The 25286-nt window shown below is 66.1% G+C and carries 24 protein-coding genes; 12 read left to right on the plus strand and 12 right to left on the minus strand.

All coding sequences use genetic code 11. The features are described 5' to 3' along the window. Window positions 1-83 precede the first annotated feature (83 nt). The 4 genes from AC3WS4_RS05165 (at window position 84) to AC3WS4_RS05180 (ending at window position 3705) form a co-directional block, all read left to right on the plus strand. Window positions 84-248 (plus strand): Flp family type IVb pilin, encoded by a 165-nt coding sequence (locus tag AC3WS4_RS05165; RefSeq protein WP_492736012.1) that lies wholly within the window; start codon window positions 84-86, stop codon window positions 246-248. A gap of 155 nt (window positions 249-403) precedes the next feature. After that, complete coding sequence (acnA, locus tag AC3WS4_RS05170; RefSeq protein WP_492736010.1) at window positions 404-3076, plus strand: aconitate hydratase AcnA; 2673 nt, start codon at window positions 404-406, stop codon at window positions 3074-3076. A gap of 16 nt (window positions 3077-3092) precedes the next feature. Then, on the plus strand, window positions 3093-3380 hold the full coding sequence (locus AC3WS4_RS05175) for a ribosomal protein L7/L12 (protein WP_492736008.1): 288 nt from the start codon (window positions 3093-3095) through the stop codon (window positions 3378-3380). A gap of 49 nt (window positions 3381-3429) precedes the next feature. Continuing rightward, the gene (locus AC3WS4_RS05180) at window positions 3430-3705 is read left to right on the plus strand and encodes a CBU_0592 family membrane protein (protein WP_492736006.1); all 276 of its coding nucleotides are present in this window, start codon (window positions 3430-3432) and stop codon (window positions 3703-3705) included. On the opposite strand, the gene AC3WS4_RS05185 is transcribed toward AC3WS4_RS05180, so the two are convergent. Next, window positions 3650-5161, minus strand: a complete 1512-nt coding sequence (locus tag AC3WS4_RS05185) for an amidohydrolase family protein (protein ID WP_492736004.1) — start codon at window positions 5159-5161, stop codon at window positions 3650-3652. The two genes, AC3WS4_RS05180 and AC3WS4_RS05185, sit on opposite strands and share 56 nt — an antisense overlap. 572 nt (window positions 5162-5733) lie before the next feature. Between AC3WS4_RS05185 and AC3WS4_RS05190 the strand changes: the two genes are divergently transcribed. The 6 genes from AC3WS4_RS05190 to AC3WS4_RS05215 all read left to right on the plus strand — a co-directional run bounded on the left by AC3WS4_RS05190 (window position 5734) and on the right by AC3WS4_RS05215 (window position 11931). Continuing rightward, entirely contained in the window at window positions 5734-6621 is an 888-nt protein-coding gene (locus AC3WS4_RS05190; RefSeq protein WP_492736002.1) for a TauD/TfdA dioxygenase family protein, read from the plus strand. A 25-nt stretch (window positions 6622-6646) separates the two neighbouring features. Further along, window positions 6647-7627 (plus strand): aliphatic sulfonate ABC transporter substrate-binding protein, encoded by a 981-nt coding sequence (locus tag AC3WS4_RS05195; RefSeq protein ID WP_492736000.1) that lies wholly within the window; start codon window positions 6647-6649, stop codon window positions 7625-7627. Beyond that, window positions 7624-8484, plus strand: coding sequence for an ABC transporter permease (locus tag AC3WS4_RS05200; protein ID WP_492735999.1), 861 nt, complete (start codon window positions 7624-7626; stop codon window positions 8482-8484). Before AC3WS4_RS05195 ends, AC3WS4_RS05200 begins: the two co-directional genes overlap by 4 nt. A 10-nt stretch (window positions 8485-8494) precedes the next feature. Next, window positions 8495-9265 carry an ABC transporter ATP-binding protein gene (locus AC3WS4_RS05205; RefSeq protein WP_492735997.1) on the plus strand — a complete coding sequence of 257 codons (771 nt, stop codon included), beginning with the start codon at window positions 8495-8497 and terminating at the stop codon, window positions 9263-9265. An 80-nt stretch (window positions 9266-9345) separates the two neighbouring features. After that, on the plus strand, window positions 9346-10218 hold the full coding sequence (locus AC3WS4_RS05210) for a TauD/TfdA dioxygenase family protein (protein ID WP_492735995.1): 873 nt from the start codon (window positions 9346-9348) through the stop codon (window positions 10216-10218). 51 nt (window positions 10219-10269) lie between these two features. Then, window positions 10270-11931, plus strand: coding sequence for an arylsulfatase (locus AC3WS4_RS05215; protein WP_492735993.1), 1662 nt, complete (start codon window positions 10270-10272; stop codon window positions 11929-11931). A gap of 19 nt (window positions 11932-11950) precedes the next feature. On the opposite strand, the gene epsC is transcribed toward AC3WS4_RS05215, so the two are convergent. From epsC to AC3WS4_RS05235, 4 genes are all read right to left on the minus strand, one after another. Next, complete coding sequence (gene epsC, locus AC3WS4_RS05220; RefSeq protein WP_492735991.1) at window positions 11951-12883, minus strand: serine O-acetyltransferase EpsC; 933 nt, start codon at window positions 12881-12883, stop codon at window positions 11951-11953. 329 nt (window positions 12884-13212) lie between these two features. Continuing rightward, complete coding sequence (locus AC3WS4_RS05225) at window positions 13213-14406, minus strand: aminotransferase (RefSeq protein WP_492735990.1); 1194 nt, start codon at window positions 14404-14406, stop codon at window positions 13213-13215. A 67-nt stretch (window positions 14407-14473) separates the two neighbouring features. Further along, window positions 14474-15481 (minus strand): NAD(P)H-dependent flavin oxidoreductase, encoded by a 1008-nt coding sequence (locus AC3WS4_RS05230; RefSeq protein WP_492735988.1) that lies wholly within the window; start codon window positions 15479-15481, stop codon window positions 14474-14476. 84 nt (window positions 15482-15565) lie between these two features. Continuing rightward, window positions 15566-16549, minus strand: a complete 984-nt coding sequence (locus tag AC3WS4_RS05235; protein WP_492735987.1) for a GlxA family transcriptional regulator — start codon at window positions 16547-16549, stop codon at window positions 15566-15568. Between the two features lie 139 nt (window positions 16550-16688). On the opposite strand from AC3WS4_RS05235, the gene AC3WS4_RS05240 reads away from it, so the two are divergent. Beyond that, window positions 16689-17672, plus strand: a complete 984-nt coding sequence (locus AC3WS4_RS05240; RefSeq protein WP_492735985.1) for a phytanoyl-CoA dioxygenase family protein — start codon at window positions 16689-16691, stop codon at window positions 17670-17672. A gap of 17 nt (window positions 17673-17689) precedes the next feature. On the opposite strand, the gene AC3WS4_RS05245 is transcribed toward AC3WS4_RS05240, so the two are convergent. After that, window positions 17690-18637 carry a DUF7064 domain-containing protein gene (locus AC3WS4_RS05245; RefSeq protein ID WP_492735983.1) on the minus strand — a complete coding sequence of 316 codons (948 nt, stop codon included), beginning with the start codon at window positions 18635-18637 and terminating at the stop codon, window positions 17690-17692. 46 nt (window positions 18638-18683) lie between these two features. On the opposite strand from AC3WS4_RS05245, the gene AC3WS4_RS05250 reads away from it, so the two are divergent. After that, the gene (locus AC3WS4_RS05250) at window positions 18684-19727 is read left to right on the plus strand and encodes a phosphotransferase family protein (protein WP_492735981.1); all 1044 of its coding nucleotides are present in this window, start codon (window positions 18684-18686) and stop codon (window positions 19725-19727) included. Between the two features lie 133 nt (window positions 19728-19860). Here AC3WS4_RS05250 and AC3WS4_RS05255 read toward each other — a convergent pair whose 3' ends face one another. The 6 genes from AC3WS4_RS05255 to AC3WS4_RS05280 are packed head-to-tail and all read right to left on the minus strand — an operon-like array spanning window position 19861 to window position 25229. Further along, window positions 19861-20601, minus strand: coding sequence for an SDR family NAD(P)-dependent oxidoreductase (locus tag AC3WS4_RS05255; RefSeq protein ID WP_492735979.1), 741 nt, complete (start codon window positions 20599-20601; stop codon window positions 19861-19863). Beyond that, a complete protein-coding gene (locus tag AC3WS4_RS05260; protein WP_492735977.1) occupies window positions 20598-21383 on the minus strand; it encodes an SDR family NAD(P)-dependent oxidoreductase in 786 nt (261 codons plus the stop codon). The genes AC3WS4_RS05255 and AC3WS4_RS05260 overlap by 4 nt, the downstream gene beginning before the upstream one ends. After that, window positions 21380-22336, minus strand: a complete 957-nt coding sequence (locus tag AC3WS4_RS05265; RefSeq protein WP_492735975.1) for an SDR family NAD(P)-dependent oxidoreductase — start codon at window positions 22334-22336, stop codon at window positions 21380-21382. Before AC3WS4_RS05265 ends, AC3WS4_RS05260 begins: the two co-directional genes overlap by 4 nt. Then, a complete protein-coding gene (locus tag AC3WS4_RS05270; protein ID WP_492735973.1) occupies window positions 22333-23124 on the minus strand; it encodes a thioesterase family protein in 792 nt (263 codons plus the stop codon). Before AC3WS4_RS05270 ends, AC3WS4_RS05265 begins: the two co-directional genes overlap by 4 nt. Further along, window positions 23124-24080 (minus strand): acyl-CoA dehydrogenase family protein, encoded by a 957-nt coding sequence (locus AC3WS4_RS05275; RefSeq protein WP_492735971.1) that lies wholly within the window; start codon window positions 24078-24080, stop codon window positions 23124-23126. The genes AC3WS4_RS05270 and AC3WS4_RS05275 overlap by 1 nt, the downstream gene beginning before the upstream one ends. 3 nt (window positions 24081-24083) lie before the next feature. Continuing rightward, the gene (locus AC3WS4_RS05280; protein ID WP_492735969.1) at window positions 24084-25229 is read right to left on the minus strand and encodes an acyl-CoA dehydrogenase family protein; all 1146 of its coding nucleotides are present in this window, start codon (window positions 25227-25229) and stop codon (window positions 24084-24086) included. Window positions 25230-25286 lie beyond the last annotated feature (57 nt).

Genomic DNA, 25286 nt, shown 5'->3' on the forward strand with positions numbered 1-25286 from the left:
CCCGTCCTCGAACAGATTGTTCTGACGTAACGTTCCAGATTGCCCGGCATCGCCGGGGGCCGATCCTGTACGGGAAATTCACCATGCGGAAAATTCGGCTGATCGACGGCACAAGGGCCGCGACCGCCATCGAATATGGACTGATCGCGGCACTGATCGCGGTCGCCTGCATCATTGCCTTTCAGATGCTCGGGCTCAGCCTCGCCAATATCTTCACGACGATCGACGATGCCTGGAACGGACGATAACGAGGCATACTCCTCTGCCACCCCCTTGCATTTCCCCGCCCCCGGCGTAAGGCCACGCCAACAATAACCGCGCGCGCGACTCCCTTCGGCCCCGCTCTCCCGCTCGGTCCGTCGGACGGTCTTCCCCCGCCGCGCCTACAGGGGACTGCTGCACCATGACGACCACCGGCAACGACACGCTTGGAACTCGCTCGACGCTCGACGTCGGCGGCAAGAGCTACGCTTATTACTCGCTCGACAAGGCCGCGGCGAAGCTCGGCGACGTGTCGCGGCTGCCGTTCAGCATGAAGGTGCTGCTCGAAAACCTGCTGCGTTTCGAGGATGGCGGCTTCACCGTGTCGACCGATGATGTGAAGGCGCTGGTCGACTGGCAGAAGGACCCGCATTCGAACCAGGAAATCCAGTATCGCCCGGCGCGCGTGCTGCTGCAGGATTTCACCGGCGTTCCCTGCGTCGTCGACCTCGCCGCGATGCGCGACGCGATCGCCAAGCTTGGCGGCGACACGACCAAGATCAACCCGCTCGTCCCCGTCCACCTCGTCATCGACCACTCGGTGATGGTCGACGAATTCGGCACCCCCAAGGCGTTCGAGCAGAATGTCGAGATCGAATATTATCGCAACGGCGAGCGTTACGACTTCCTGAAATGGGGATCGAAGAGCCTCGACAATTTCAAGGCGGTGCCCCCGGGCACCGGCATCTGCCACCAGGTCAACCTCGAGCATATCGCGCAGGCGGTGTGGTCGAGCGAGGATGCCGCGGGTGAAACCGTCGCCTATCCCGACACTTGCGTCGGCACCGACAGCCACACGACGATGATCAACGGGCTGGGCGTGCTCGGCTGGGGCGTCGGCGGGATCGAAGCCGAAGCGGCCATGCTCGGCCAGCCCGTGTCGATGCTCATCCCCGAAGTCGTCGGCTTCAAATTCACCGGCAAGCTCAAGGAAGGCGTCACCGCGACCGACCTCGTGCTCACCGCGACGCAGATGCTGCGCGCCAAGGGCGTCGTCGGCCGCTTCGTCGAATATTTCGGCCCCGGCCTCGCCTCGCTGTCGCTCGCCGACCGCGCGACGCTCGCCAATATGGCGCCCGAATATGGCGCGACCTGCGGCTTCTTTGGCGTCGACGACAAGACGATCGATTATATGCGCCTGACCGGCCGCACCGAAGAGACGATCGCGCTGGTCGAAGCCTATGCCAAGGCGCAGGGGCTGTGGATCGTCGAGGGGGCCGCGGACCCCGTGTTCACCGACACGCTCGAACTCGACCTCGGCACCGTCGTGCCGTCTCTCGCCGGGCCGAAGCGTCCGCAGGACCGCGTCTCGCTCCCCGACGTCGACGATGTGTTCAACGCCGACATGGCGAGCGTCTATAACAAGAAGCAGACGCGCGTTCCGGTCGAGGGCAAGGATTTCGACATCGGCGACGGCGACGTCACCATCGCCGCGATCACCAGTTGCACCAACACCTCGAACCCCGGCGTGCTCGTCGCCGCGGGACTCGTCGCGAAGAAGGCCGATGCGTTCGGGCTGAAGCCCAAGCCGTGGGTCAAGACCAGCCTCGCCCCGGGGTCGCAGGTCGTCACCGACTATCTGGTCAAGGCCGGGCTGCAGCAGCATCTCGACAATATCGGCTTCAACCTCGTCGGCTATGGCTGCACGACCTGCATCGGCAACTCGGGCCCGCTCGCCGAGCCGATTTCGAAGGCGATCAACGAAAATGGCCTCGTCGCCGCGGCGGTGATCTCGGGCAACCGCAACTTCGAAGGCCGCGTGTCGCCCGACGTGCGCGCGAACTTCCTCGCCTCGCCGCCGCTCGTCGTCGCCTATGCGCTGAAGGGCACGGTGATCGAGGATTTCACCACCACCCCGATCGGGCAGGACCAGCAGGGCAAGGACGTGTTCCTTGCCGACATCTGGCCGACCAATCTGGAAGTCGCCGAGGCCGTCGCCGGCGCGGTCGACCGCGACATGTTCGTCGCGCGCTACGCCCATGTCTACAAGGGCGACGAGCATTGGCAGAAGATCGAGGTCGAAGGCTCGGACACCTATCAGTGGCGTGCCGGGTCGACCTATGTCGCCAATCCGCCGTACTTCGAGGGCATGACGATGACCCCGGCGCCGGTGAAGGACATCATCGACGCCAAGCCGCTCGCGATCCTCGGCGACAGCATCACCACCGACCACATCAGTCCCGCCGGCAGCATCAAGGCGGACTCTCCGGCCGGAAAATGGCTTATGGAACATCAGGTTAACAAGGCCGACTTCAACAGCTACGGCGCTCGCCGCGGCCACCACGACGTCATGATGCGCGGCACCTTCGCCAACATTCGCATCAAAAACGAAATGGTCCCCGGCATCGAGGGCGGCATGTCGCGCTATGGCGCCGAAGTCATGCCGATCTACGACGCCGCGATGCGTCACAAGGCCGACGGCACCCCGCTCGTCGTCATCGCCGGCAAGGAATATGGCACCGGCTCGTCGCGCGACTGGGCGGCGAAGGGCACGAACCTGCTCGGCGTCCGCACCGTGATCGTCGAGAGCTTCGAGCGTATCCACCGTTCGAACCTCGTCGGCATGGGCGTGCTGCCGCTGCAGTTCCTCGACGGCCAGAGCCGCGAGACGCTGGGCCTGACCGGCGACGATATCTTCACCATCACCGGCGTCGCGGACCTCAAGCCGCGCCAGACGGTCACCGTGAACGTCACGCGCCCCGACGGCTCGACCTTCGCCTTCGACACGCTCTGCCGCATCGATACCCCGAACGAGGTCGAATATTATATGAACGGCGGCATCCTGCATTATGTGCTGCGCAAGCTCGCCGCGTAAGGACTAGGCGGGGACGATGGGCGCCTTGATCCCTTTCGTCCTCGGCCTGCTGCTCGGGGTCGCGCTGACGCTCTTCCTGATCCGCAAGGGTCAGGGCGACCAGCGCGACCTGACGGCCCCACCACGTCCTGCACCGCGCCCCATGGTCCACGTCGGCGACGAACGGGTCAGCGATGACGAAATCCTCGACCTCATCCGCCAGAACCGCAAGATCGAGGCGATCAAATTGATGCGCGAAAAGACCGGGCTGGGGCTTGCCGAAGCCAAGGATGCGGTCGACGCACTCGAACGGGGCATGCGCTGAACGGCCGTCCCCGAAACAGGCGGCGCAAACGACCGCGAAGGGACGGGATATGGGCGCATTCAACATCGGCATCGAGATCATCGGCTGGACCGCCGCCGCGATCATTCTCGCCAGCTATATCCTGCTCTCGCTCGGCAAGCTCGAGCCGCGCGGCTATCTCTACCAGTGGATGAACGTTGTCGGCGCCGGCGGCTTCGTCATCAACTCGGGCTATAATGGCGCACTGCCCTCGGCAGGGCTCAACGTCATCTGGGCGGCAATGGGCCTGTTCACCCTGTGGAGCGTCTGGCGCGCCCGCTCCTCGGCGCCCGCGGCAACCCCCTAGGGCTTCGCGCCGCCTCGGCATCCCAAGCCGCAACCTTGGCGCGCGTATCGGCGAGCATCGCGTCGAGCGCGGCGCGGTCGTGGACGATCCCGCGCATCACCACCGTATCGATCGCGCGCGTCGCGGCGATGTCTTCCAGCGGATTGCGGTCGAGCAGCACGAGGTCCGCCGCCATGCCGGGCTTGATCGCGCCATAGCGACCCAGCCAACCGAACCATGCAGGGCCCGCGCGCGTCGCCGACGCGAGCGCCTGCGCCGGGGTCAGCCCCTTTTCGACGAACAGCGCGAGCTCGTCGTGCAGCCCGAAGCCCGGGTAATTGTAGCTGTTGAGGAAGCCCGCGTCGGTCCCCGCGATGATCGGCACTCCCGCCTCGGCGAGCATCGGCAGGATCGTCCCGACATCCTCGATCTGCTTGTGCCGCGCCGCGATCGCCGCGGCATCGGCCTTCGCCGCGCGCTCGACGCGCCAGTCATAGGTCTTGCGCAGCTTCGGCCCGATATAGGCGAGCCCCGCGTCCTTGCTGTGATCGTCGCGATCGAGATAGGCGATGATCCGGCTGCCGTTCAGCGTCGGGGTGACCGATACGCCCTGCTGCGCGAAACGCCGATAGGCGGCCATCGCGGTGTCACGGTCGAACCCGCTATCGAGGCGGCGGTTGGCCTCCGCGCGGTCGATGCGGCCCGCGGCAAAGTCGGCGGCGATCGCCGCCTCATCCTTCGCCCCGGCATTATAGGCATAATCGAGATGCTCGATCGAACTGATCCCGGCATCGACCGCCTGCCCGGTGGTCAGCGCCATCGGGATATGGCCCGAGGTTTTGATGCCCAACGCCTTCGCCTGCTTGAGGGCATAGAGAAACAACTCGGGTTTCAGCGTGCTGTCGGTGATCTTGACGAAATCGACCTTGTCGCGGTTCTTCAGCCGGTCCAGCGCCGCATCGACATCGGCCTCGCTGCCGACCTCGATCGTCCCCTTCCACAGCGGCGCGATCCCTTCGATCTTCGCGCCCGAGGTGAGCAGCCGCGGGCCGAAGAGCTTGCCCTCCGTAATCGCGCCGCGCCACGCGAGCACCTGGTCGGCGAGGTCGCCCGAACAGTCGCGGATCGTCGTGATGCCGTTGGCAACATAGAGCGGAAACAACGCCGCATTTTCTTCGATCAGGTCGGGTCCGCCGCCGAAATGGACATGCATGTCCCACAGGCCGGGGGTCAGATATTTGCCCTTGCCCTCGACCCGCTGCTTCGCACGCCACGCCTGCGCGATCGCGGCATCGGGACCGACCGCGACGATATCGTCGCCGTGCAACACAATCGCCTGGTCCTCCACCGCCTTCGCCGCCTCGACATCGATCAGCGTGACATGGCGAATGATGACATCGCCCTGCTGCGGTGCCGCCAGAGCGGGGGTCGCGAAGGCGAGCAGGGCCGAGGTGAGAGTGGCGATCAGGAATTTCATAGCGGGCGACCTTTTTGCGAAGTTGAAATCCTTTACCGCCGCCATGCCGGATAGAACAGGGATGAACCGCCGTCCGGCCTCCCGCGCGATCATTCGCGAGACGCGCGCTCGCGAATATCGTCACCCGGATGATGCCCCTAAAGAAGCGTCCCGCGCCCGGTCGCGACGGAACGGGCCAACCGAGCGACGCTTTGCCGCCTAAAAGCGAAACTAGGCTTGACCATTTCAACTCTACCAATCAAGTTGAATTACCGGCCTGATCCCGACCGGCATGGATTTTCGGGATTCGCGGCTTTTGACCGGGAAGCAGCTTGCTCCGCGTTACCAACAGCTAAAGCGCGCGATGCTCAGGCGACAGCGCCAGGTATCGTGTTCCCCTCAGATGATGAGGTGATACGATGCACATCCCTACGCCGCGATAGCCCCCGCGTGCCCATGACGGCGCGCCACCTCTGACCCGGAGCGCGCGCCAAAATCTTCCTGCGGCCCCCTGCCGCCGCACCTGCCACGGCTTCGCGTCACCGCGATAGCCGTCCCTTTTGCACGTCCTTTTCTAACCAGGGAATCCGACCATGACCGTCCAGACGCTCGACCGCAACGCCCCAGCAACCGGGCATTTCGACATCACCCCGCTCCAGCCCAGCCTCGGCGCGCTGATCACCGGCATCGACCTTGCCACGCCGCTAGACCGGCCGACCTATGACGCGCTGCGCGCCACCCTCCTCAAATATCGGGTCATTTTTTTCCGCGACCAGAATCTGACGCGCGAACAGCATATCGCGCTCGGCGCCGCGTTCGGCGATCTCGAGGAGCATCCGGTCTTTTCGCTGCCCGACTATCCTCAGATCCTGCCGCTGATTTCGGAAGAGCTGAAGGACCGGCTGCCCGGTGGCTACCGCCAGACCAGCGACGGCAACTGGCACGCCGACACGACCTTCCGCGCCGAACCATCTGCCGCCTCGATCCTGATCCAGCGCGTTTCGCCCTCGCTCGGCGGCGACACCGTCTTCGCCAATGCGGTCGCCGCCTATGAAACGCTCGACGACGAAACCAAGGAGCGGATCGACGGCCTCACCGCGATCCACGACACGCGCACCTTCCTGCAATTCCTCGACACCGAGGAAAAGCGCGATGCGCTGCAAAAGACCTTCCCGCCCGTCGAGCATCCGGTGGTGCGCATCCATCCCGAGACCGGCGAGAAAGTCCTCTACGTCAATTCGGTCTTCACCCGCCGCATCGTCGGCCTGCCCGAAGCCGAGAGCGACGCCCTCCTCGCCAAGCTCTTCAATCAGGTGAAGCGCCCCGAATTCCATGTCCGCTGGAGCTGGAAGCCCGGATCGATCGCCTTCTGGGACAATCGCGCGACACAGCATTACGCCGTCCCCGACTATAGCGAGGCGCGCCACATGGAGCGCGTGACGATCGTCGGCGACCGCCCCGTCGGCCCGACCGCCGCCTGACCCAGAACAAACAAAGGCGGTCATCATGAAACTCTCCCTCATCCCACTTCGCGGGCTTGTTGCCGGCGCATTTCTTTCACTCGCCGCGTGCGGCGGTACGGCTGAAAGCGGCACGACGCTGAAGGTCGCCGACCAGCTCCACGCGCTCAAATCCTCGCTCGACGTCGCGGGCGAGGGTCAGCCGACCGACTACAAGATCGAATGGGCGAACTTCATCGGCGGCCCGCCGATCATCGCCGCGCAGACCGGCGGGTCGATCGACGTCGGCTGGATGGCCGAAACTCCGCTGATCTTCGCGCAGGCGGCGGGCAGCCCGGTGAAGGTCGTCGCGGTCAGCCAATCGGCGAAGGCAGGCGGATCGGCCTATGCGCTGGTCGTCAAACCCAGCTCGCCGATCCGCACTGCGGCCGACCTCAAGGGCAAGTCGGTGACCTTCATGAAGGGCACGGTGCTGCACTATTTCATCGCGAACCTGCTTGAGAAGCAGGGCCTGTCGCTCAAGGACATCAAGCAGGTGCAGGCGACGGGTTTCGGCACGGGCCTGCTCGACAAGGGGGCGGCCGATGCGATCATCCTGACCGAACCCTTCCTGACCGAACTCGAACAAGCGGGGAAGATCCGGATCATCGCCAATGGCGCCGACTATACGCCGGGCTTCAACTATCTGGTCGCGTCGGACGCGGCGCTGGCGGATCCGGCCAAGGCCAGGGCGATCGGCGACCTTGCCGCGCGGGCGGCGCGCGCACAGCGCTGGCAGCGCGAAAATGTGAAGAAGGCCGCACCGGCGCTCGCGAAGCAATATAATGTCGGCATCGACATCGCCGAGAAGATCATCGAGCGATCGCCGTCGAAATACACCCCGATCGACAACAGCATCATCGCGGCGCATCAGGCCGAAGCCGATCTGTTCCTCAAGGAAGGGCTGATCCGCAAGAAGCTCGACGCGTCCCAAATCTTCGACAAGCGCTACGACAGCATCGTCGCCGCGCAGGAGGCGGCGAAGTGAACGCGCCGACGCCGATCGCCGCGTCGGGGCCGACCGCCTCGGGCGATCCCGGCCGGCTCGTCCAGCCGGTCGTCCGCCAGGCCGGCAACCACTCCGAAAAGCTGTCCTTTGCCCGCCGCGCCATCGGGCCGCTGATCGTCGTCGCGCTGTGGGCGATTTCGACGAGCGCGGGCTGGATCGACCCGTCGATCCTCCCCTCGCCCGCCGGGCTGGCCGCGGGATGGCAACAGCTGTGGACCGAGCAGGCCCTCGCCACGCAGATCGCGACCTCGCTCACCCGTGCGCTCGTCGGCGGCGCGGTGGGGATCGTCTTCGGGCTGGTATTGGGCACGATCGCGGGCCTGTCGAAGCTCGGCGAGGAATTGTTCGACGCGCTGCTCCAGATGCTGCGCACCATCCCCTTCCTCGCGCTCGTCCCGCTGTTCATCGTCTGGTTCGGGATCGGCGAGTCGCCCAAGCTTCTCCTCATCGCGCTCGCGACGATGTTCCCGATGTACCTCAACACCTATGCCGGGGTGCGCAATGTCGACCGCAAGGTGATCGAGGCGATGCGCAGCTTCGGACTCGGCGGCCGCCGGCTGATCCTCGACGTCGTCTTGCCGCTGGCGCTGCCGCAGATTTTCACCGGGCTGCGCTTCGCGCTGGGGGTCTCGGTGCTCGTGCTGATCGCCGCCGAGCAGATCAACGCCTCGGCGGGGCTCGGCTATTTGCTCAACAGCGCGCAAATGTATCAGCAGGTCGATGTCATCCTGATCTGCATCGCGATCTACGCCGTCCTCGGCCTCAGCGCCGACCTGATCGTCCGCTCGCTCGAACGGCTGTTCATGCCGTGGCGCGCGGGCATTGCCGTCCGATAGGAGATTTTCGATGAGTGCCGTCCTTTCGATCGATTTCGCCGCCGCCGAGCGTGTCGCCGAGCCCAGTTTCCTGCATCACCCGGTCGCGGTCGAGGCCAGCGAAGTGAGCCGCAGCTTTGCGGGCAATAGCGTCCTCGACAGCCTCGACCTCACGATCCACAGCGGCGAATTCGTCGCGCTGCTTGGCGCGTCGGGCAGCGGCAAGACGACGCTGCTGCGTATCCTCGCCGGCCTCGATGCCCCCGATGGCGGCGAGGCCTGGGTTCCCGAAGCGCGCACCGTCGTGTTTCAGGAGCCGCGCCTGGTCCAGTCGAAAAAGGTCTGGAAGAATGTCGTGATCGGCCTGAGCGGCAAGCAGGCGTCGCGCGAACGCGCCGAGGCCGCGCTCGCCGAGGTCGGCCTCGACCATCGTACCGACGCGTGGCCCGCAACGCTATCGGGCGGCGAAGCCCAACGCGCCGCGCTCGCCCGCGCGCTGGTACGCGAACCGCGGCTGCTGTTGCTCGACGAGCCCTTCGCGGCGCTCGACGCGCTGACCCGGCTCAAGATGCAGCGGCTGATCGGCGAGCTGTGCCAGGCGCACGGCCCCGCGACGCTGCTCGTGACGCACGACGTCGAGGAAGCGATCCTGCTCGCCGATCGCATCCTTGTGCTCAAGGAGGGCCGGATCGGATACGACACCCGCGTCCGCCTGCCGCACCCGCGCTGCGCCGGCGGCAAGGAATTCGACGCGCTGCGCGACACGCTGCTCGCCGAACTGGGCGTGCCGCAGACCCACTGATCGCCCCACCCCATCCATGACGGACCGACCCTCCTGCCAGTCGACAGCGACAGCAGCCCCCTCGCTATCAGGAGAATGACATGAACGCCGTTACCAGCATAATCACCGCCGAACGTCCCGTTTCCGACCGTTTCGAAGTCGTCCCCGTCGAGGCCAATCTGGGCGCCGAAATCCGCGGTCTCGACCTCACCGGCCCGATTACCCCGGCACTCGCCGACCTGATCCGGGGCCTGCTCTGGCAGCATCAGGTGCTGTTTTTCCGCGACACCGGCATCGACGACGCCAAACAGGCCGAAATCGGGCGTATCTTCGGTCCGCCGGTCGCCGATTCGATCCTGAAGCGCCGCGGGGTCAAGGACGAGGACATCATCCCCTTCAACTCGGGGCCCTATTCGAACAGCTATTATGGCACCCCCTGGCACGCCGATGCGACCTACCTCGAAACCCCCTATCAGGTGTCGATCTTGCGCAGCGTCATCGCACCCGAACTCGGCGGCGACACCGCCTTTTCGAGCGGCATATCGGCCTATGAATCGCTGCCCAAGGACATCAAGGACAAGATCGACGGGCTGAGCGCGATCCATCGTCCGACCGGCAAGGCGTATAATCTGATCGAGGACAAGGCCGACCTCGATGACTATCTGGCCGAATATAGCGGCGTCGCGCACCCGGTGGTGATCACCCATCCGTTCAACGGCAAGCCCGTGTTGTACGTCAACGAGGGGTTCACCAAGGAAATCGTCCGGCTACCCGAGCAGGAGAGCAAGGAGTTGCTCACCTTCCTGACCCGCCAATTCTATCGCCCCGAGAATATCGCGCGGTTCAAATGGCAACCGGGCTCGCTGGCGATCTGGGACAACCGCGCGGTCCAGCATTATGGCGTCGCCGATTACGGCAATGTCCCGCGCCAGCTCGTCCGTATCGTCGCGGCGGGCGACCGACCGGCTCGATAGCCTGCCCGGACGGGCGACGGCCCTAGCTCTCCCATATTCCAAGGAATCCTTATGACCGACGCCCGTCCCAACGTCCTGCTCATCGTCGTCGACGACATGGGCTTTTCCGATCTCGGCACCTTCGGCAGCGAGATCGATACGCCGCATCTCGACGCGATCGCCGCCGAAGGCGTGCGGCTGACCGATTTCCACTCGGCGCCCGCCTGCTCGCCGACGCGCGCGATGCTGCTGTCGGGGGTCGATCATCATATCGCCGGGATCGGTTCGATGATCGAGACCGTGCGTCCCGATTTCAAGGGCGCGCCGGGTTATGAAGGCTATCTCAACGACAGCGTCGCGGCGCTTCCCGAGTTGCTGCGCGATGCCGGCTATCGCACGATCCTGTCGGGCAAATGGCATCTCGGCCACACACTAGACCGCGCGCCGCACGCACGCGGGTTCGAACGCAGCTTTGCGCTGCTTCCCGGCGGCGCCGACCATTTCGGCGGCGGACCGATCGACCGCATCGCGGCGCGCGGGCCGATCTATGCCGAGGACGGCGAATGGGTCACCGACCTGCCGACGCCTTTCTATTCGACCGACTATTTCACGACCCGGCTGATCGAATTTTTCGAGGAGGCGGATACCGCAAACGACGACCGCCCCTTCTTCGCCTATCTTCCCTTCTCGGCTCCGCACTGGCCGCTGCAAGCGCTCGACGCCGACATCCAGAAATATCGCGGCGTCTATGACGGCGGGCCCGATGTCTTGCGCGAACGCCGGCTCGATCGGCTGAAGGAACTCGGCCTCGTCGCGCCCGACACCACGATCGCGGCGGTGGCCGCCGAGGGCGAGCCCGAATGGGCCGACCAGACGGCGGAACAGCGCGCGCATTCGGCGCGGACGATGGAAATCTATGCCGCGATGGTCGATCGTATCGATCAGAATGTCGGACGGGTGATCGGCCATCTCAAGCGCACCGGCCAATATGACAATACGCTGGTCATCTTCCTCTCCGACAATGGCGCCGAGGGGGCGATCGTCGAGGCGATGCCGATCATGGGGCCGGTGTTCGCCAGGCTGATCGCCGAGCATTGCGACAACAGCCTCGACAATCTCGGCCGCCCGGGCTCCTATGCCTGGTACGGCCCGCGCTGGGCGCAGGCGGCGACCGCGCCATCGCGGCTGGTCAAGGCCTACACGACCGAGGGCGGCATCCGCGTGCCGACGATCATCCGCGCGCCGGGCGGCCAGCGTGCGGGCGAGATTTCAAGCGCGTTCGGGACGGTGAAGGATGTGACGCCGACCTTGCTCGAACTCGCCGGCATCCGCCATCCGGGAGCCAGCTACAAAGGCCGCGCGATCGCCGAGCCCTCGGGGCGCAGCTTCGCCGCCTGGCTTGATGGCGCCGAGGCGATCCACCCCGCGGGCACGACGACCGGCTGGGAATTGTTCGGCCGCCGCGCGCTGCGCAAGGACGACTGGAAGGCGGTCTATGTCCCCGGCACCGACGGCAGTTCGCAATGGCAACTCTACGACCTGTCGAAGGACCGCGGCGAGGTGCACGATCTCGCCGAAACCCATCCCGACAAGCTCGCCGAACTGCTCGCGCACTGGCGCGACTATGTGCGCGACAATGGCGTCATCGAGGAAGCGATCAGCTTTTTCGATAGCGATCCCGCGGCGTTCGAGGCCGGCTGGATTTCGGATCCGCGCGAGCGGGAGACCGCCTGAGGCGATCAATCTCCGCCGATCACGCCCCGCTTATGCTGTTCTGCTCGCGCGCCTGGATGACACGGCTCTTCGCCGGGACGTCATGCGTCAGCCACACATTGCCGCCGATTTCGGACCCCGCGCCGATCGTGACGCGGCCGAGGATGGTCGCGCCGGCATAGATCACGACATCGTCCTCGACGATCGGGTGGCGCGGAATGTTGCGCACCATCACCCCCGCCTCGTCCGCGGCAAAACTGCGCGCGCCGAGCGTCACGCCCTGATACAGTCGGACGTTGCGCCCGAGGATCGCGGTTTCGCCGATCACCACGCCCGTGCCATGATCGATGAAGAAGCTGTCACCGATCTGTGCGCCGGGGTGGATGTCGATCCCCGTCTTGTCGTGCGCCACCTCCGCGATGATCCGGGCGACCAGCCTTGCGCCATCGACATGCAATTGATGCGCGAGCCGGTGATGAATGATCGCCAGCATCGAGGGATAGCAGATCAGCACCTCGTCGACGCTGCGCGCGGCGGGATCGCCGCGCCACGCCGCCTCGACGTCGGTATCGAGCAGGCGGCGGAGCGCCGGTAGCCGCTCGGTGAAGGTCCGCACGATCGCGGCCGCGCGCGCATCGACGGCATGGGTCGTTTCGTCGGCCATGGCGTAGATGAGTTCGAGCCGCACCTGCCCGTAAAGCCGCGCAAGCGTCGTCTGCAGCGTCTGTTCGACGAACACATGCTCGTTGTGCGGCCGCACGAAATCGGGACCGAGCCGGAGCGGATAGAGCGCGCCGCACAGCGCCCCGACGATCTTCAGCAAATCGCCGCGCGACGGGAAGCCCTCACTGCCATATTCCGCATTGTGACCATAGGCGTCGCGCCATTCGCGGCGAATCTCGGCAAGTTCGGATGCGATCGCCGCGACACCATCGGTCAGTTCGGGCCGATCCGCGTCGGCTGTCCCGATCACAGGCCGAGCCGCTGCCAGAATTCCTGCGCGCTAACGCGCCGCCTGTCCGCCGGATGCGGCAGCCAGGACGGATGCGGGAGGGGCTGCGACTGGGTCGATTGACGGCGACGGGGAGCGTCTTGGCGCCGGACTCTCATATTCGTATCTCCTTTACAGAAGCACGAATCCGACGTGTCGCCAGGTCTTCGTGCGCTTTAGCCGTTGGTGACGCGGAGCAAGCTGACAGCTATCAAAAGCCGCGAGATCCGAAGATCTGCAATTTATCTACTTATTTAATTGAGATATGTCGCGCGAAGCTTTCTTGGCCGCGCGAAAGCAAAAGTTTCGCCTCAGCGAAGCCCCGCTCCATCGGCCCCTTCAGCCGTCAGCCCGTCACGAAAGCGCGCGAGCCGCTCCACCGCCTCGTCGAGGACGGCAGCGTCCTTTGCGAAGCACAGCCGCACGATATGGCGCGGCCCCTCGCCCTCGAACAAGGCCGAGACCGGAATCGACGCCACGCCCGCCTCGCGGACCACCCGCTCGCTGAAGCTCCGGTCGTCGATCGCGATCCCCGACGCCGCGAGGTCGATGCAAAGGAACCAGGTCGCCGCGCTCGGCAGCACCGCAAAGCCGGCATCGGTCAAACCCCTGGCAAGCCGTTCGCGCGACGCTGCCCAGGCCGCGCGTTGCGGTGCGAACCAGCTGTCGGGCCGATCCAGCCCCTCGGCGACCGCCCACTGCAAGGCCGGCGGCGTGGTGAAGGTCAGAAACTGATGCGCGCGGCCGATGGCCCGGGCCAGGTCGGGTGACGCGCAGAGCCAGCCCGTCTTCCATCCCGTCAGTCCGAATATTTTTCCTGCCGAGCCGATCTTCACCGTCCGCTCTTCCATGCCGGGCATCGACCAGAGCGAGCGATGCGGCACGCCGTCGAACCGGACGTCTTCCCAGACCTCGTCACAGATCGCGACCAGATCGTTGCGCCGACATGCTGCGGCGATGAGCGCGAGCTCGCTCCCGGAAGCAACCTTGCCCGCCGGATTGAGGGGATCGTTCAACAGGATCAGGCTGGTGCGAGGCGTCATCGCGCGATCGAGGGCAACGGCATCATACCCCCAATCGGGTGGGCTGAGGTGGACCGAAACCGGCATCCCGCCCGCTCGCCGGATCATTGGCGCATAACTGTCATAGGCGGGCTGGAACAGGATCACCTCGTCGCCGGGCTTGACGAGAGCCAGGATCGACGCCGCGAGCGCCTCGGTCGCGCCCGACGTTACGACCACCTGGTCGCGGGCGATACGCAGCCCTTGCCGGCGCCCATAGAAACGACCGATCGCGTCGCGCAGCTCCGGCAGACCGAAAGCAGGCGGATATTGGTTCGATTTCTCACGCAGGGCCCGCGCCGCGGCCTCGATCATGTCCGGCGACGGGGCCTCGTCCGGAAAGCCTTGCCCGAGGTTTATCGCGTCATGCGCAATGGCGAGGCCCGACATATATTCGAATATCGTCGGTTCCATCGCTTCGTAAATGGGATTCAGGCGGGTCACGACACACTCCGGCAGCGCATTGGGCATGGATTGTCGCGCATCGGAGCCATCGCTGTAAAGGCGGATGCTAGTCCTCGGCGGCGTCCAGCGCCTGATCGACGAGCCGCGCGACATCGGCGAAACTGGGTTGCGCGCAGGCCGCCAGATATTCGGCGCGCAGACGGAGCACAAGATCGCCGATAGCCGGAACGTCGCCGATCAGGTCGATGCCCTGACCCGCCGACCACAGATTTTTCCAGGGTTTCACGCCTTCGGGCAAATGATCGTGGCTCATGCCGGGACCGGTGGGTGCGGGCAGATTTTTGGGGTCGAGGCCCAGCCTTTCCATCGAGGGCCGCAGCCAGTTCGCCGCCACGCCCGCGATTTTGGGCGTGAACATCAAATCCTCCGAATGGCATTCGACCAGCATCCGGGCATATTCGGGATCGACGCCGGCCTCCTGCGTCGCGATGAATCGGGTCCCCATATAGGCGAGGTCGGCGCCGAGTATTTCGGCCGCGCGGATGGCCGCTCCCGTCGAGATCGACCCCGCCATCAACAGGGTGCCATCGAAAATCTTACGAATTCGCGGGATCAGCACGAGGTGACCGACGCTGCCCGAATGGCCGCCGCCTCCCGCGCCGACGCAGGTCAGCCCGTCGACCCCCGCCGCGATCGCCTTTTCCGCGTAGCGGAACGACACCACGTCGTGGAATATCTTCAACCCCGCATCATGGACCCGGCGCGTCAGTTCGGCGGGGTTGCCGAGGGCGCTGATGATGATGTCGACGCCATAGCGTTTGGCGACTTCGAGATGCCGCTCCGCCTCTGCGGGGTCCATCCGCGAGGCGAGGTTCACCGCCAGCGGACCGGCCCGCGCACCGGGATGGGTCTCAGCATGACGATCGAGGTCTTCGCGAATATCCTTCAGCCAGGATTCGAACATTTCGAAGCTGCGCGCATTCTGACGCGGGAGGGCGCCCATGATCCCCGCCTTGCACGCTTCGCGGACCATCGCGGGGTTGCTGACCAGAAACATCGGGGCGCAGACCGCCGGAAGGACCATCCGGTCGCGCAGTGCAGGTTCAAGCGCCATAAGAAATCCTCCCACCCTGTCGCCTCCGCGACATTTACAGTTTAATTATATATATGTTTTTAGAACCGCAAGCGCGAGCGCTTGTCAAGCGCCCTCTGGCCGCGCCGCGCGATGCGCGCGGCGATAGGCGGCAGGCGACATGCCGACCGCCGCGAAGAAAACGCGGCGAAAGGACGGGATGTCTGTGTAGCCGACCAGCTGCGCGATTTCGGTCACCGAACGGCGGGTTTCGGTGAGCATGATCATCGCCGAATCGACCCGGGTGCGTTGAACGAATTCGCGCGGCGTCGCCGACCCGACGGCCCGAAAGCGGCGGATCAGCGACTGGTGGCTGACGCCGAGGTCGCGCGCCAGGTCGCCGATCCGGAACCGGCGGGTGAAGCGGTCACGGATCCACAATTGCGCGCGGGCGACGAAGGGGTCGGCGGCGGACGCGAGTGCCGCAGCCAGCGGACCCGGCGGTTCGCGCGCCGCGATGCCGCGCCCCACTGCGATCGAATAGGATTCGGCGAACAGGCGCGCCACCAGCGCGGCGCTGTCGGCGTCGCGGCTGCAGGTCCAGATGTTGCCGGCGTGGGTGATTACATTGTCGGGGTCGATCGCCACACGCGGAAACAGCCGCCGCATCGCCGGCACCAGCCGGGCGCCCACGGCGCCGGCACGGCCGTCGAGAAGCCCCGCCGCGGCGAGATGGAACACGCTCGCCCCGCAGGCGCCGATATCGACGCCTTTGGCATTCTGCTCGCGGAGCCACACATGCAGGGGTGCGAAGCCGGACAGCAGCCCCGCCATCGCATCGGGATCGACCAGCTGGAACGAGGGCAGGAAGATGAAGCGCGGGTCGTCGGTTTCCGCGAGGGTCGCGTCGGCGGCGAAACGCCGCCCGCCGACCAGCGCGATCGGACTGGGTTCGGCCGCGAGAAACCGCAGCTCGGTCTGCATCCGGGCATAGTCGCCGAGCGCCGGATTGGTCGCGAAAACCTCCCCGAGCCGCGCATGCGCGTCGATGATCGCGCCGAGGGTGGCGACATAGCTGGGCGAAGTGACGACGGCGGCGATGTAGGACATGCCCGGCTTTCGGAAAAATGCCCTCCTATAATGTCAAAAACGCCCCTTGTTGTCGAGGCGGGCTTTCGCTCAAATCACCGGCGATGCTGGCGAGCCGGTCGATACCGGTCGCGGCGGAGAGGATCAGAAAGGACACCCCATGGCCGTGCAATCCATCTCGATGCCCGATGCGAAGGATCTCGATGTCCTGAGCGTCAAGCCGGTGCAGGAACTGCAATCCTGCAACCATCTGCTCGACGATCATGCCGCGCTGATCCGTTTCCATGACGAGGAGGGTTATATCCTGCTGCGCGGCGTCCTCGACGCCGCTTCGGTCGAAGAGGCACGCCAGACGATGTTCGCGGTGATGGAGAAGCACGGCCTGATCGAAGCCGGCGCGACCGAACCGGTATGGACCGGGACGCCATCGCCGGGCGGGATGGAAGAGAGCCCCGAATTTTCGGGCATCGCGCGCAAGCTGATCGAGCATCCGACCAATATGCGGCTGATGGAACAGATCCTAGGCGAACCCGCGTGCATCATCCCGATCGTGCAATATCGCGCCTATCCGCCGGGCGGATCGGTCACCGGCGTCCATCAGGACGGATTTTTCAGCCCCGGAATCAAGAATTACAAGCCGGTGTGGACCCCGCTGACCAATTGCGAACGCGAGGTCGGCGGGCTGATGCTGGCGGTGCGCCAGTGCAACCGGGGATTTTTCCACAATATCGCCAAGACGCCGAGTTCGATCCCCGAAGGTGTGATCCCCGACGACAGCTGGGCGACGACCGATTATTTCCCCGGCGACGTGCTGATCCTCAATCCCTGCACCCCGCACGCCAGCATGCCCAATGTTTCGAACCGCTGCCGCGTGACGATCGACACGCGGGTCCAGTCGGCGGCCGACCCGCGCGTACTGATGGCCGATATCGTCGAAGCGACCCCCGATTCGATCCGCGTGCGCACCCTGGACGGCAAGGAACGCGGCTTCGCGGTCGACGACCAGACCTTCATCCGCATCGAAAACCCCGGGGTGCGCCAGAAGCGGTCCGACTATGTGCCGAGCGCGGCGCCCGGCAAGCGGATCGTCGTGGTGTTCGACGGCGACCATGCCGAAACGCTGCGCCGCGCGTCCGAAAACTGACGCGGTCGGTGCGCTGGCTAGGGCGATCGCCGGCTGAGGCCGTCGGCCGCATTGGACCCCAGGGTGCACAAGGGCACGGCATGGCCGCCAGCGGCGTTGGTGCTGACCTCGAGGTTCGACATGCCGCGCCGTCCATCCAGCGTCGCGGTGCCGATCGTCTCGACCGCGGTATAGCCGCGCACCTGCATCAAGATGGCGTCGGCGCGGTCGCACGCGACGCGCAACACCTCGCCGGTCGCCAGATGCAGCACCGCTTCGCCATGCCGCGGCGTCAGCGCGTCCGATTCGAGCCCGACCACCAGGTCGCTGTCGACGATCGGGATCGTCGTCCCGTCGCGCCAGACATAGCCGACCTTCATCACCCGTCCCGCGTGAACGAGATGGATGATGTGGGTCGTGAGGTTGGGACCGAAGACGCAGGGCCACCAGCGGGTGCCGCGGCTCTGCGACCAGTCGCGCCGCCCCCACGAGCGGTCGCGATAGCCGAGCGCGTCGATCGCGATCTCGCGGTCGCCGATGCGGACCGTCCCGGTCATCCGCCCCGACACCTCGAAATGATGCGCCGCACCGGTCAGTTGGCGCCCCGGCATGGCGACCGCATGATAGTCGAAGCGCGGGTGGAAGTCGGTGAAACGCAGCGCCGCTTCGCAGTCGGCGAAATCGGCGACGATCGCCGCGTCGCCGTCGAACGATACGCGAAGATGCGGACCCCAGCCCATATGCGCCTCGCCCCGGTCGGCAGGATCGAGCGCCATGCCGGTGACATTCGATCGAAAGCGCAGTCCGTCATGGGTGAAGAGGCCGAAACAGCTGTTGACCGCGCCCGCGACGGGTTCCTGACCCAGCCGCCAGAAGCCGCCGACGCCGGCATCGAGGTCGTGCCAGACGAACAGGCTGCTTTCCTGCCACAGCGGATCGTCATCGGGCCGGTGGGGGCGGTCGTCGGCTTCGGAAAAGATATGCATGGCGCTATCCTTGTTGGCGTCGTGACGAGCGCGAAAGGGCCACGCGATGCCGCACGCTGAGCGCAGCCCGGACGACCTGCGCCGGCGCCTCGGCGACTGGGCGAAGCGCCGACTGGCCCGATTGGGAGGCGTCGAAATCGGGGCGATCATCGCGGCGCAGGGCGGGGCGTCGAGCGAAACCTGGCTGATCGACGCCTTGGTCGGCCCCGATCATCGGCCGGCCCATTGGGTCCTGCGGATCGAGCCGCGAGGCCATCAGGTCTATCAGGACCCGTCGGTCGCGCGCCAATATCGGGTGATCGAAGCGCTGGCGGGCGAACCCGGCCTGCCGATCCCCAAGCCGATCGCGCAGGAAGGCGACCCCAACATTCTCGGCGCGCCCTTTTTCCTGATGGTCCGCGCGCCGGGGGTGGCGCCGCCGAACGACTATCATCGCGAAGGCGTGCTCGCCGCGGCCCGGCCCGCCGAGTGTGAGGCGATGTGGGCGCAGGGCATCGCGCTGATGGCGCGGCTCCACGGCCTCGATCCCGCGCCGTTCGCCTTTCTCGCCCCGCCGGGAATCGCGCCGGGTGTCGACGGCGTGGCGCAGGAACTGGCGCGGTGGGACCGCTATCGCGGCTGGGCCGCCATCCCCCACCTGCCGCTCTATGAACATGCGCGGCAGTGGCTGGACGATCACCGCCCCACGCCGCGCCCGGCGGGCTTTGCCTGGGGCGATGCGCGACCACCCAACATGTTGTTCGCCGATGGCCGCTGCACCGCGCTGCTCGATTGGGAAACCGCCTCGCTCGGCGGCGCCGAGACCGACCTTGGCTGGTGGCTGTTTTACGACCGGCTGATCTGCGAGGCCGCCGGCGCACCGCGGCTCGACGGGATCGGCGACGCCGAACGGACCGTGGCGCTGTGGGAAGCCGAGGCCGGGCGCAAGGCGCAGGCGATGGAGTGGCACATCGCCTTCGCCGGCTATCGCTTCGCGCTGATCAGCGAGCGCGCCCGCGCGCTGGCGATCGCCACCGGTCGCCTGCCCCCCGAAGCCTGCGGCGCGGCCAATCCGGCGGTGCAACTGCTCAGCGAACTGATCCCCGGCTAGGCACACGGCGCTCAGACTTCGATGCCCTTGTTCTGGTGGTGTCGATAGGTCCGCAGCCCGATCGGGATGCGGCTGCCACCGGTCACCACGATCGGCTTGCCCTCCGGTGAAAACATCGCCCTCTCCTTCGGTTTCAGGTGCCCGCCGCGCCGTCGGCCAACACGATCGACCCGTTGACGAAGCTGGCCGCGTCGCTCGCCAGAAAGGCGATCATCGCAGCGATTTCATCGGGACGGGCGATGCGGCCCTGCGGGATCATCGCGACGATCTGATCGAGGTGCGCCTTGGGCAGGCCGTCGAGGATCGCGGTCTGGGTGACGCCCGGTGCCACCGCGTTACAGCGGATGCCGTCGGCGGCATATTCCTTGGCCGTCTGCTTGGTCAGCATGATCATCCCTGCCTTGGAGATGCTGTAGGAGCCGACGCGCGGCACCGCGTGCATGCCGGCGGGCGACGCCAGATTGACGATCGCGCCGCCGCCCTGCGCGATCATCAGCGGCAGCGCGGCGCGCGTCAGCGCCAGGGGCGCGCGCAGGTTCGCGCCCATGACCGCGTCATATTCGGAAAGGTCGAGTTCGTGCAGCCGCTTGGTGCGCGGGCCGCCGATGCCGGCGTTGTTCACCAATATGTCGATCCGTCCAAAGGCGGCGTCCAGCGCGGCGAACAGGCTTTCGACGCCCTTGGGCGACGTGAGGTCCGCGGCGTGGACCCGCACGCCCGATATGTCCGCCGCCAGTCGTTCGAGTCCCGGCCCATCGACGTCGGTCGCGAGTACCCGCGCGCTATCGGCGACGAAGCGGCGGACGACCGCGCCGCCGATTCCCCCGGCCGCGCCGGTGACCAGCGCGACCTTGCCGTCCAGCGCACCGCTCACAGGCGCGCGGCCATCGCATAGCTCGACATGTCGGGCAGCATATGGCCGCCATCGACGACGAGCGCCTGCCCGGTCACGAATTGCGACGTCGGCGAACAGAAGAACATCACCGCATTGGCGATATCGCTGGGCAGGCCGGCGCGTTGCAGCGGGATGTTCGGGACGATCTTGTCGCGCGTGACATCATCCATCTTGGGGCTGCGATCGTCGATGACGAGGCCCGGTTCGATGACGTTCACCGTCGCGCCATGCTTCGCGAATTCGAGCGCGAGGTTGCGCGCGAGGCCGTTCATGCCGCCCTTCGATGCGGCATAGCTGTCGAGCCCGGCGAGCCAGGCGTGGTTTCCGATCAGCGAGGAAATGCCGACGATGCGGCCGTTGCCGCATGTCTTCACATACGGCAGCGCGGCGCGGCTCAGCCACATGAAGCTGTAAAGATTGGTCTTGAGGACGCTGTCGAACTCCTCGTCGGTGACCTGTTCGAACGGGGTGAACGGAAAGATCGCGCTGTTGTGGACGACGATGTCGAGCCCGCCAAAGGCATCGACCGCCGCCTGCACCGCCGCATCGCATGCCGCGCGCGTCGAAAGGTCGAGCGCGACCAGTTCGACCTCGCCGCCCATCACGCGCAGCTCGTCGGTGACCTCCTGCCCGCTGGCTTGCGTGCGGGTGGCGATCATCACACGCGCGCCATTCTGGACGAGCTGCGTCGCGATGACGCGGCCGATGCCGCGCCCGCCGCCGGTAACCAGCGCGACTTTTCCGGCAAGATCGATCTTCATGTCCGTCCCTTTCCCTTGGTGGCCGCGATCGCGTTTTCGGTCCAGGCCCAGAGCCGTTCGGCGGCATCCGGATCGCGCGCCCAGGCTTTGACCCCGTCGCGCCGGCCCTCCCGATTGGGCAGCGCTTCGTTGCAATCTTCGAGATAGAGGCCGCCGCTGCCGTCGAGTTCGCGGCCGAGTGCCGCCCAGACCGTCGTCGCGCAGCCCTGTTCGACCGTCTTCCACTTGTACTGGCTCGCGCTCGCGGGATCGACGCCGAGCCGTTGGCGAATTTCGTCGGTCATATGCCGCCCGAGCGAGGTGTGAATGCCGCCGGGCATCAGCGAAAAGGCGCGAATGTCATCGCCCCGATAGCGGCGGTCGAGTTCGAGCGCAAACAGCGCATTGGCAGTCTTCGACCGGCCATAGGCGGCGAGCGAATCATAGTCGGTGCGTTCAAAATTGGGGTCGTCGAAGTCGAAGCCGCTCCACAAATGCCCGCTCGACGCCACCGCGACGACACGCGCGCCGTTCGCGGCCTTGAGCGCCGGGAGCAGCAGGCTGGTCAGGTGGAAATGGCCGATATGATTCACACCGAGCTGCATTTCGAACCCCTGCGCGGTGCGCATCAAAGGGCAGGCCATGATCCCGGCATTGTTGATCAGCAGGTGCAGCGGCGCCCCGCTGTCGGCGACGGCAAAGGCCTCGACCGAGCGAAGGTCGGCGAGATCGAGCGCGGCGGCGCTGGCCTTGCCGCCTGCGGCCTCGATCTCGGCGACCAGCGGCGCGGCGGCAGCGGTGTCGCGGACCGCGAGCACGACCTCGGCGCCGCGGCTGGCCAGCACGCGCGCGGTTTCGACGCCGAGTCCGGCGGTCGCCCCGGTGATGATCGCGCGCTTGCCCGACAAATCATGGCCGGCGGCGACTTCGGCGGCGGTCGATTCCCAGCCGAAGGGGGAGGTTATGCGGCTCATTCACTTTTCCTTTTGTCCATGAACAGGGTCTGGTGGGCGCGGCCCAGTTCGCCCTGTTCGTCGGCGAGTGTGGAATGGACGATCGCGATGCCGTTGCCCGCGCTTCTGGTTTCGGCGGCGATCCGTACCCATTCGCCCTGCGGCATGCGCGTCAGGTGCAGGCTGATGTCGACATTGGCGAAGCTCCATTCGCGCCAGTTGACGAAGCTCGACGTGCCGCTGCCGAAATCGGCCGCCATCGCGAGCTGGACGAAGGGCGATATCGGCACGCCGGGAAGGATTTCGCCCGTCATCCGAGCCCACACGACCCCCGGCCCCGGGACTTCGAGCCCTCCCGATTCGAGCCGCGTCTCGTTGATATGCTGAAGCGGCGAGCGCCCGCCGTTGAGGCTCGGCAGGTCGATGGACGGCAGCAGGTGGCGCGGCGCATCGGTGGCCGGGGATTCTCCCGCCCGGATTCGCAGGGCCGAGGCGCGCGCGGTGGTGGCGCCGTCCTGTATCAGTTCGACGTCGAGCAATTGCAGCCGCTTGCCCTCGCGCAGCACCGAGACCCGCGTCTCGACCGGCGCCATCAGCGTCGGCTTCATCATGTCGAGCAGCAGGCGGCTGGTGACCATCGGCACCGGGCTGGGCGCCTGTTCGATCAGATGCGCGATCAGCGCGTTGAGCACGACCCCGCTCTGCAGGCGGCGGTCCCACGGCCCGGTCGCAAGCGCGGTCGGCGCATAGGCACCGTCGACCAGATCATAGATATGGCGCACCAGCGGGCGCGAGACTTCCGCATTCATCAGCCGGCTTTCCGAAGGGCGTCGGGCCACGCCAGCTCCGAAATCTCAGTCACATGGGTGCGAAAGCCGCCCATCTCGCCGACCAGCCAGCGCAGGCGAAAGGTCCACAGGTGCAGCGCATGCTCGAGCGTCATGCCGAGCGCGCCGTTGAACTGGTGGACGTCGTAATTGACCTGCGTGATCGCGCGCTGCGCGTGCAGCGCCGCCAGCGCCGCGTCGAGCGGATTTCTGCTCCACGCCGCCTTCATTGCGAGCCAATAGCTGCCCCGGCATTTTTCGGCGTCGGCGGCCAAGCGGTGCTGCACCGCCTGGAACGAGCCGACGGGCCGGCCGAACACATGGCGCTGTTTCACATAGTCGGTGGTGAAGTCGGTCGCCGCCTGCATCGCCGCGGCGATTTCGAGCGCCAGCGCGAGCCGCCATAACCGCCGCAGTTCGGCCGCCTTGCCGGCGCCGAGCCGCCGCGCGGCGGTAAGATCGGGCGGCGCCGCGAGCTTACCGAGCGGATAGGCATAAACGCCGTCGAGTTCGGTAACCGCCAGCCCGGCCATATCGACGACCGCGACATCGTCGCCCAGATCGATCAGCAAGGTCCGCGCGTCGCCGAGGAAACGGATCCCTCGGGTCAGATCGGCCAGCCGCCCGATCGCGATCGGACGCGGTAACGCTTCGCCGGTGAGCAACGGCGCGACCAGCGCCGAGGCGCCGACCTCGATCACCAGCGGCGACAGCGCGCATTCATAGACGAGCGCCGCCGCATCGACGGCGCCGCAGCCCGGTTCGAGCGCGACATCGAAAAAGCCACCCGCCGCGAGCGACGCATCAAGCGCGGCAGCACGGTGGAAGGTCTTTGGTTCGACGACATTGCCGGTGCGCGGCAGGTCGCGGTTGTCAGCGACCATCCGCATGATCGTTTCGCGCAGCGCCCGCTGGTCGGCGGAAAAATCGAAATCCATGGCTCAGGCTCCCCGCGGCAGGCCGAGGTAGCGGCCCGAAATCATGTTGAGCTGAACCTCCGCCGCCCCCGCCGCGATGCCGGCGGTGATCGCCGAGTTGAACTGCGCGCGCAGATGACCGTCGGCGCCATCGACGAGCAGGTCGGGCAAATAGGTCGAGGTGAGGTTGGCGACCGCATGGTCGGCCTGGATCATCGCATAGCGCGCGAGATAGGTTTCCGCGCCGGGGTCGCTGTCCTTTGCGCGGCCGTCGATGACCAGATAGGTTTGCAGGCGCGCTGCCTCGACCGCAGCGAGCGCGATCGCGCAATCGGCGCGCACCACCGCATCGTCGAAATCGCCGCGCGCTTTCAGCACATCCACGATATGCGCGAGGCCGCGCGCCGCCTTTTCATAGCGCCCGGCGCCGATCCGTTCATAATGGATGATCGCCTGGACGATCTTCCAGCCATGGCCTTCGTCGCCGAGCAGCGCATCCGCCGGCACGCGCGCGTCGGTGAAGAAGATTTCGTGAAAATCGTGGCGCGAATGGACGCCGGGGATCGGACGGATTTCGATGCCCGGGGTGTCCATCGGCACGATGAAGCAGCTCACCCCGCCCTTGCCCTTGCCGCCGACGCGCGCGAGCAGGAACATGATGTCGGCGCGCGCCGCGTAGGAGGTCCAGATCTTCGACCCGTTGATGACATAATCGCCGCCATCGGGCTCGGCGCGCGTCTGCATATTGCCGAGGTCGGTCCCCGCCTCGGGTTCCGAAAAGCCCTGGCACCAGAGGAGTTCGCCCGCCGCGATCGCCTGCAGATAGCGTTGCTTCTGGGCCTCGGTGCCGAATTTCATGATCGCCGGACCGGCCCAGTTGGTCCCGAGGTAGAGCGACGAGCGCGGTTCGCCGATCGACCACATTTCCTCGCTGACGATGATTTGTTGCCACGCACTGGCATCGGAGCCGCCATAGTCTTTTGGCCAGTGCCGGACGATCAGGTCGCGTTCGGCGAGCCGGGCATTGAAGGCACGGGCATGCTCCATCAGCTTGGGGCTGGACGGCCCGTGCGGCGCATAATTTTCCCACCAATCATCGGGCAGGGTCGCCAGCACCTCATGGAGTTCGGCCCGATACGCCGCCTCCGAATCGCTCCAGGCAAATTCCACATCGCTCTCCTCGCTTAACTGGTATACTTATTCTGCGCATCGTTCGCTTGTCAAACG

Source organism: Sphingopyxis sp. EU05-FHT14B03 (assembly GCF_058790875.1).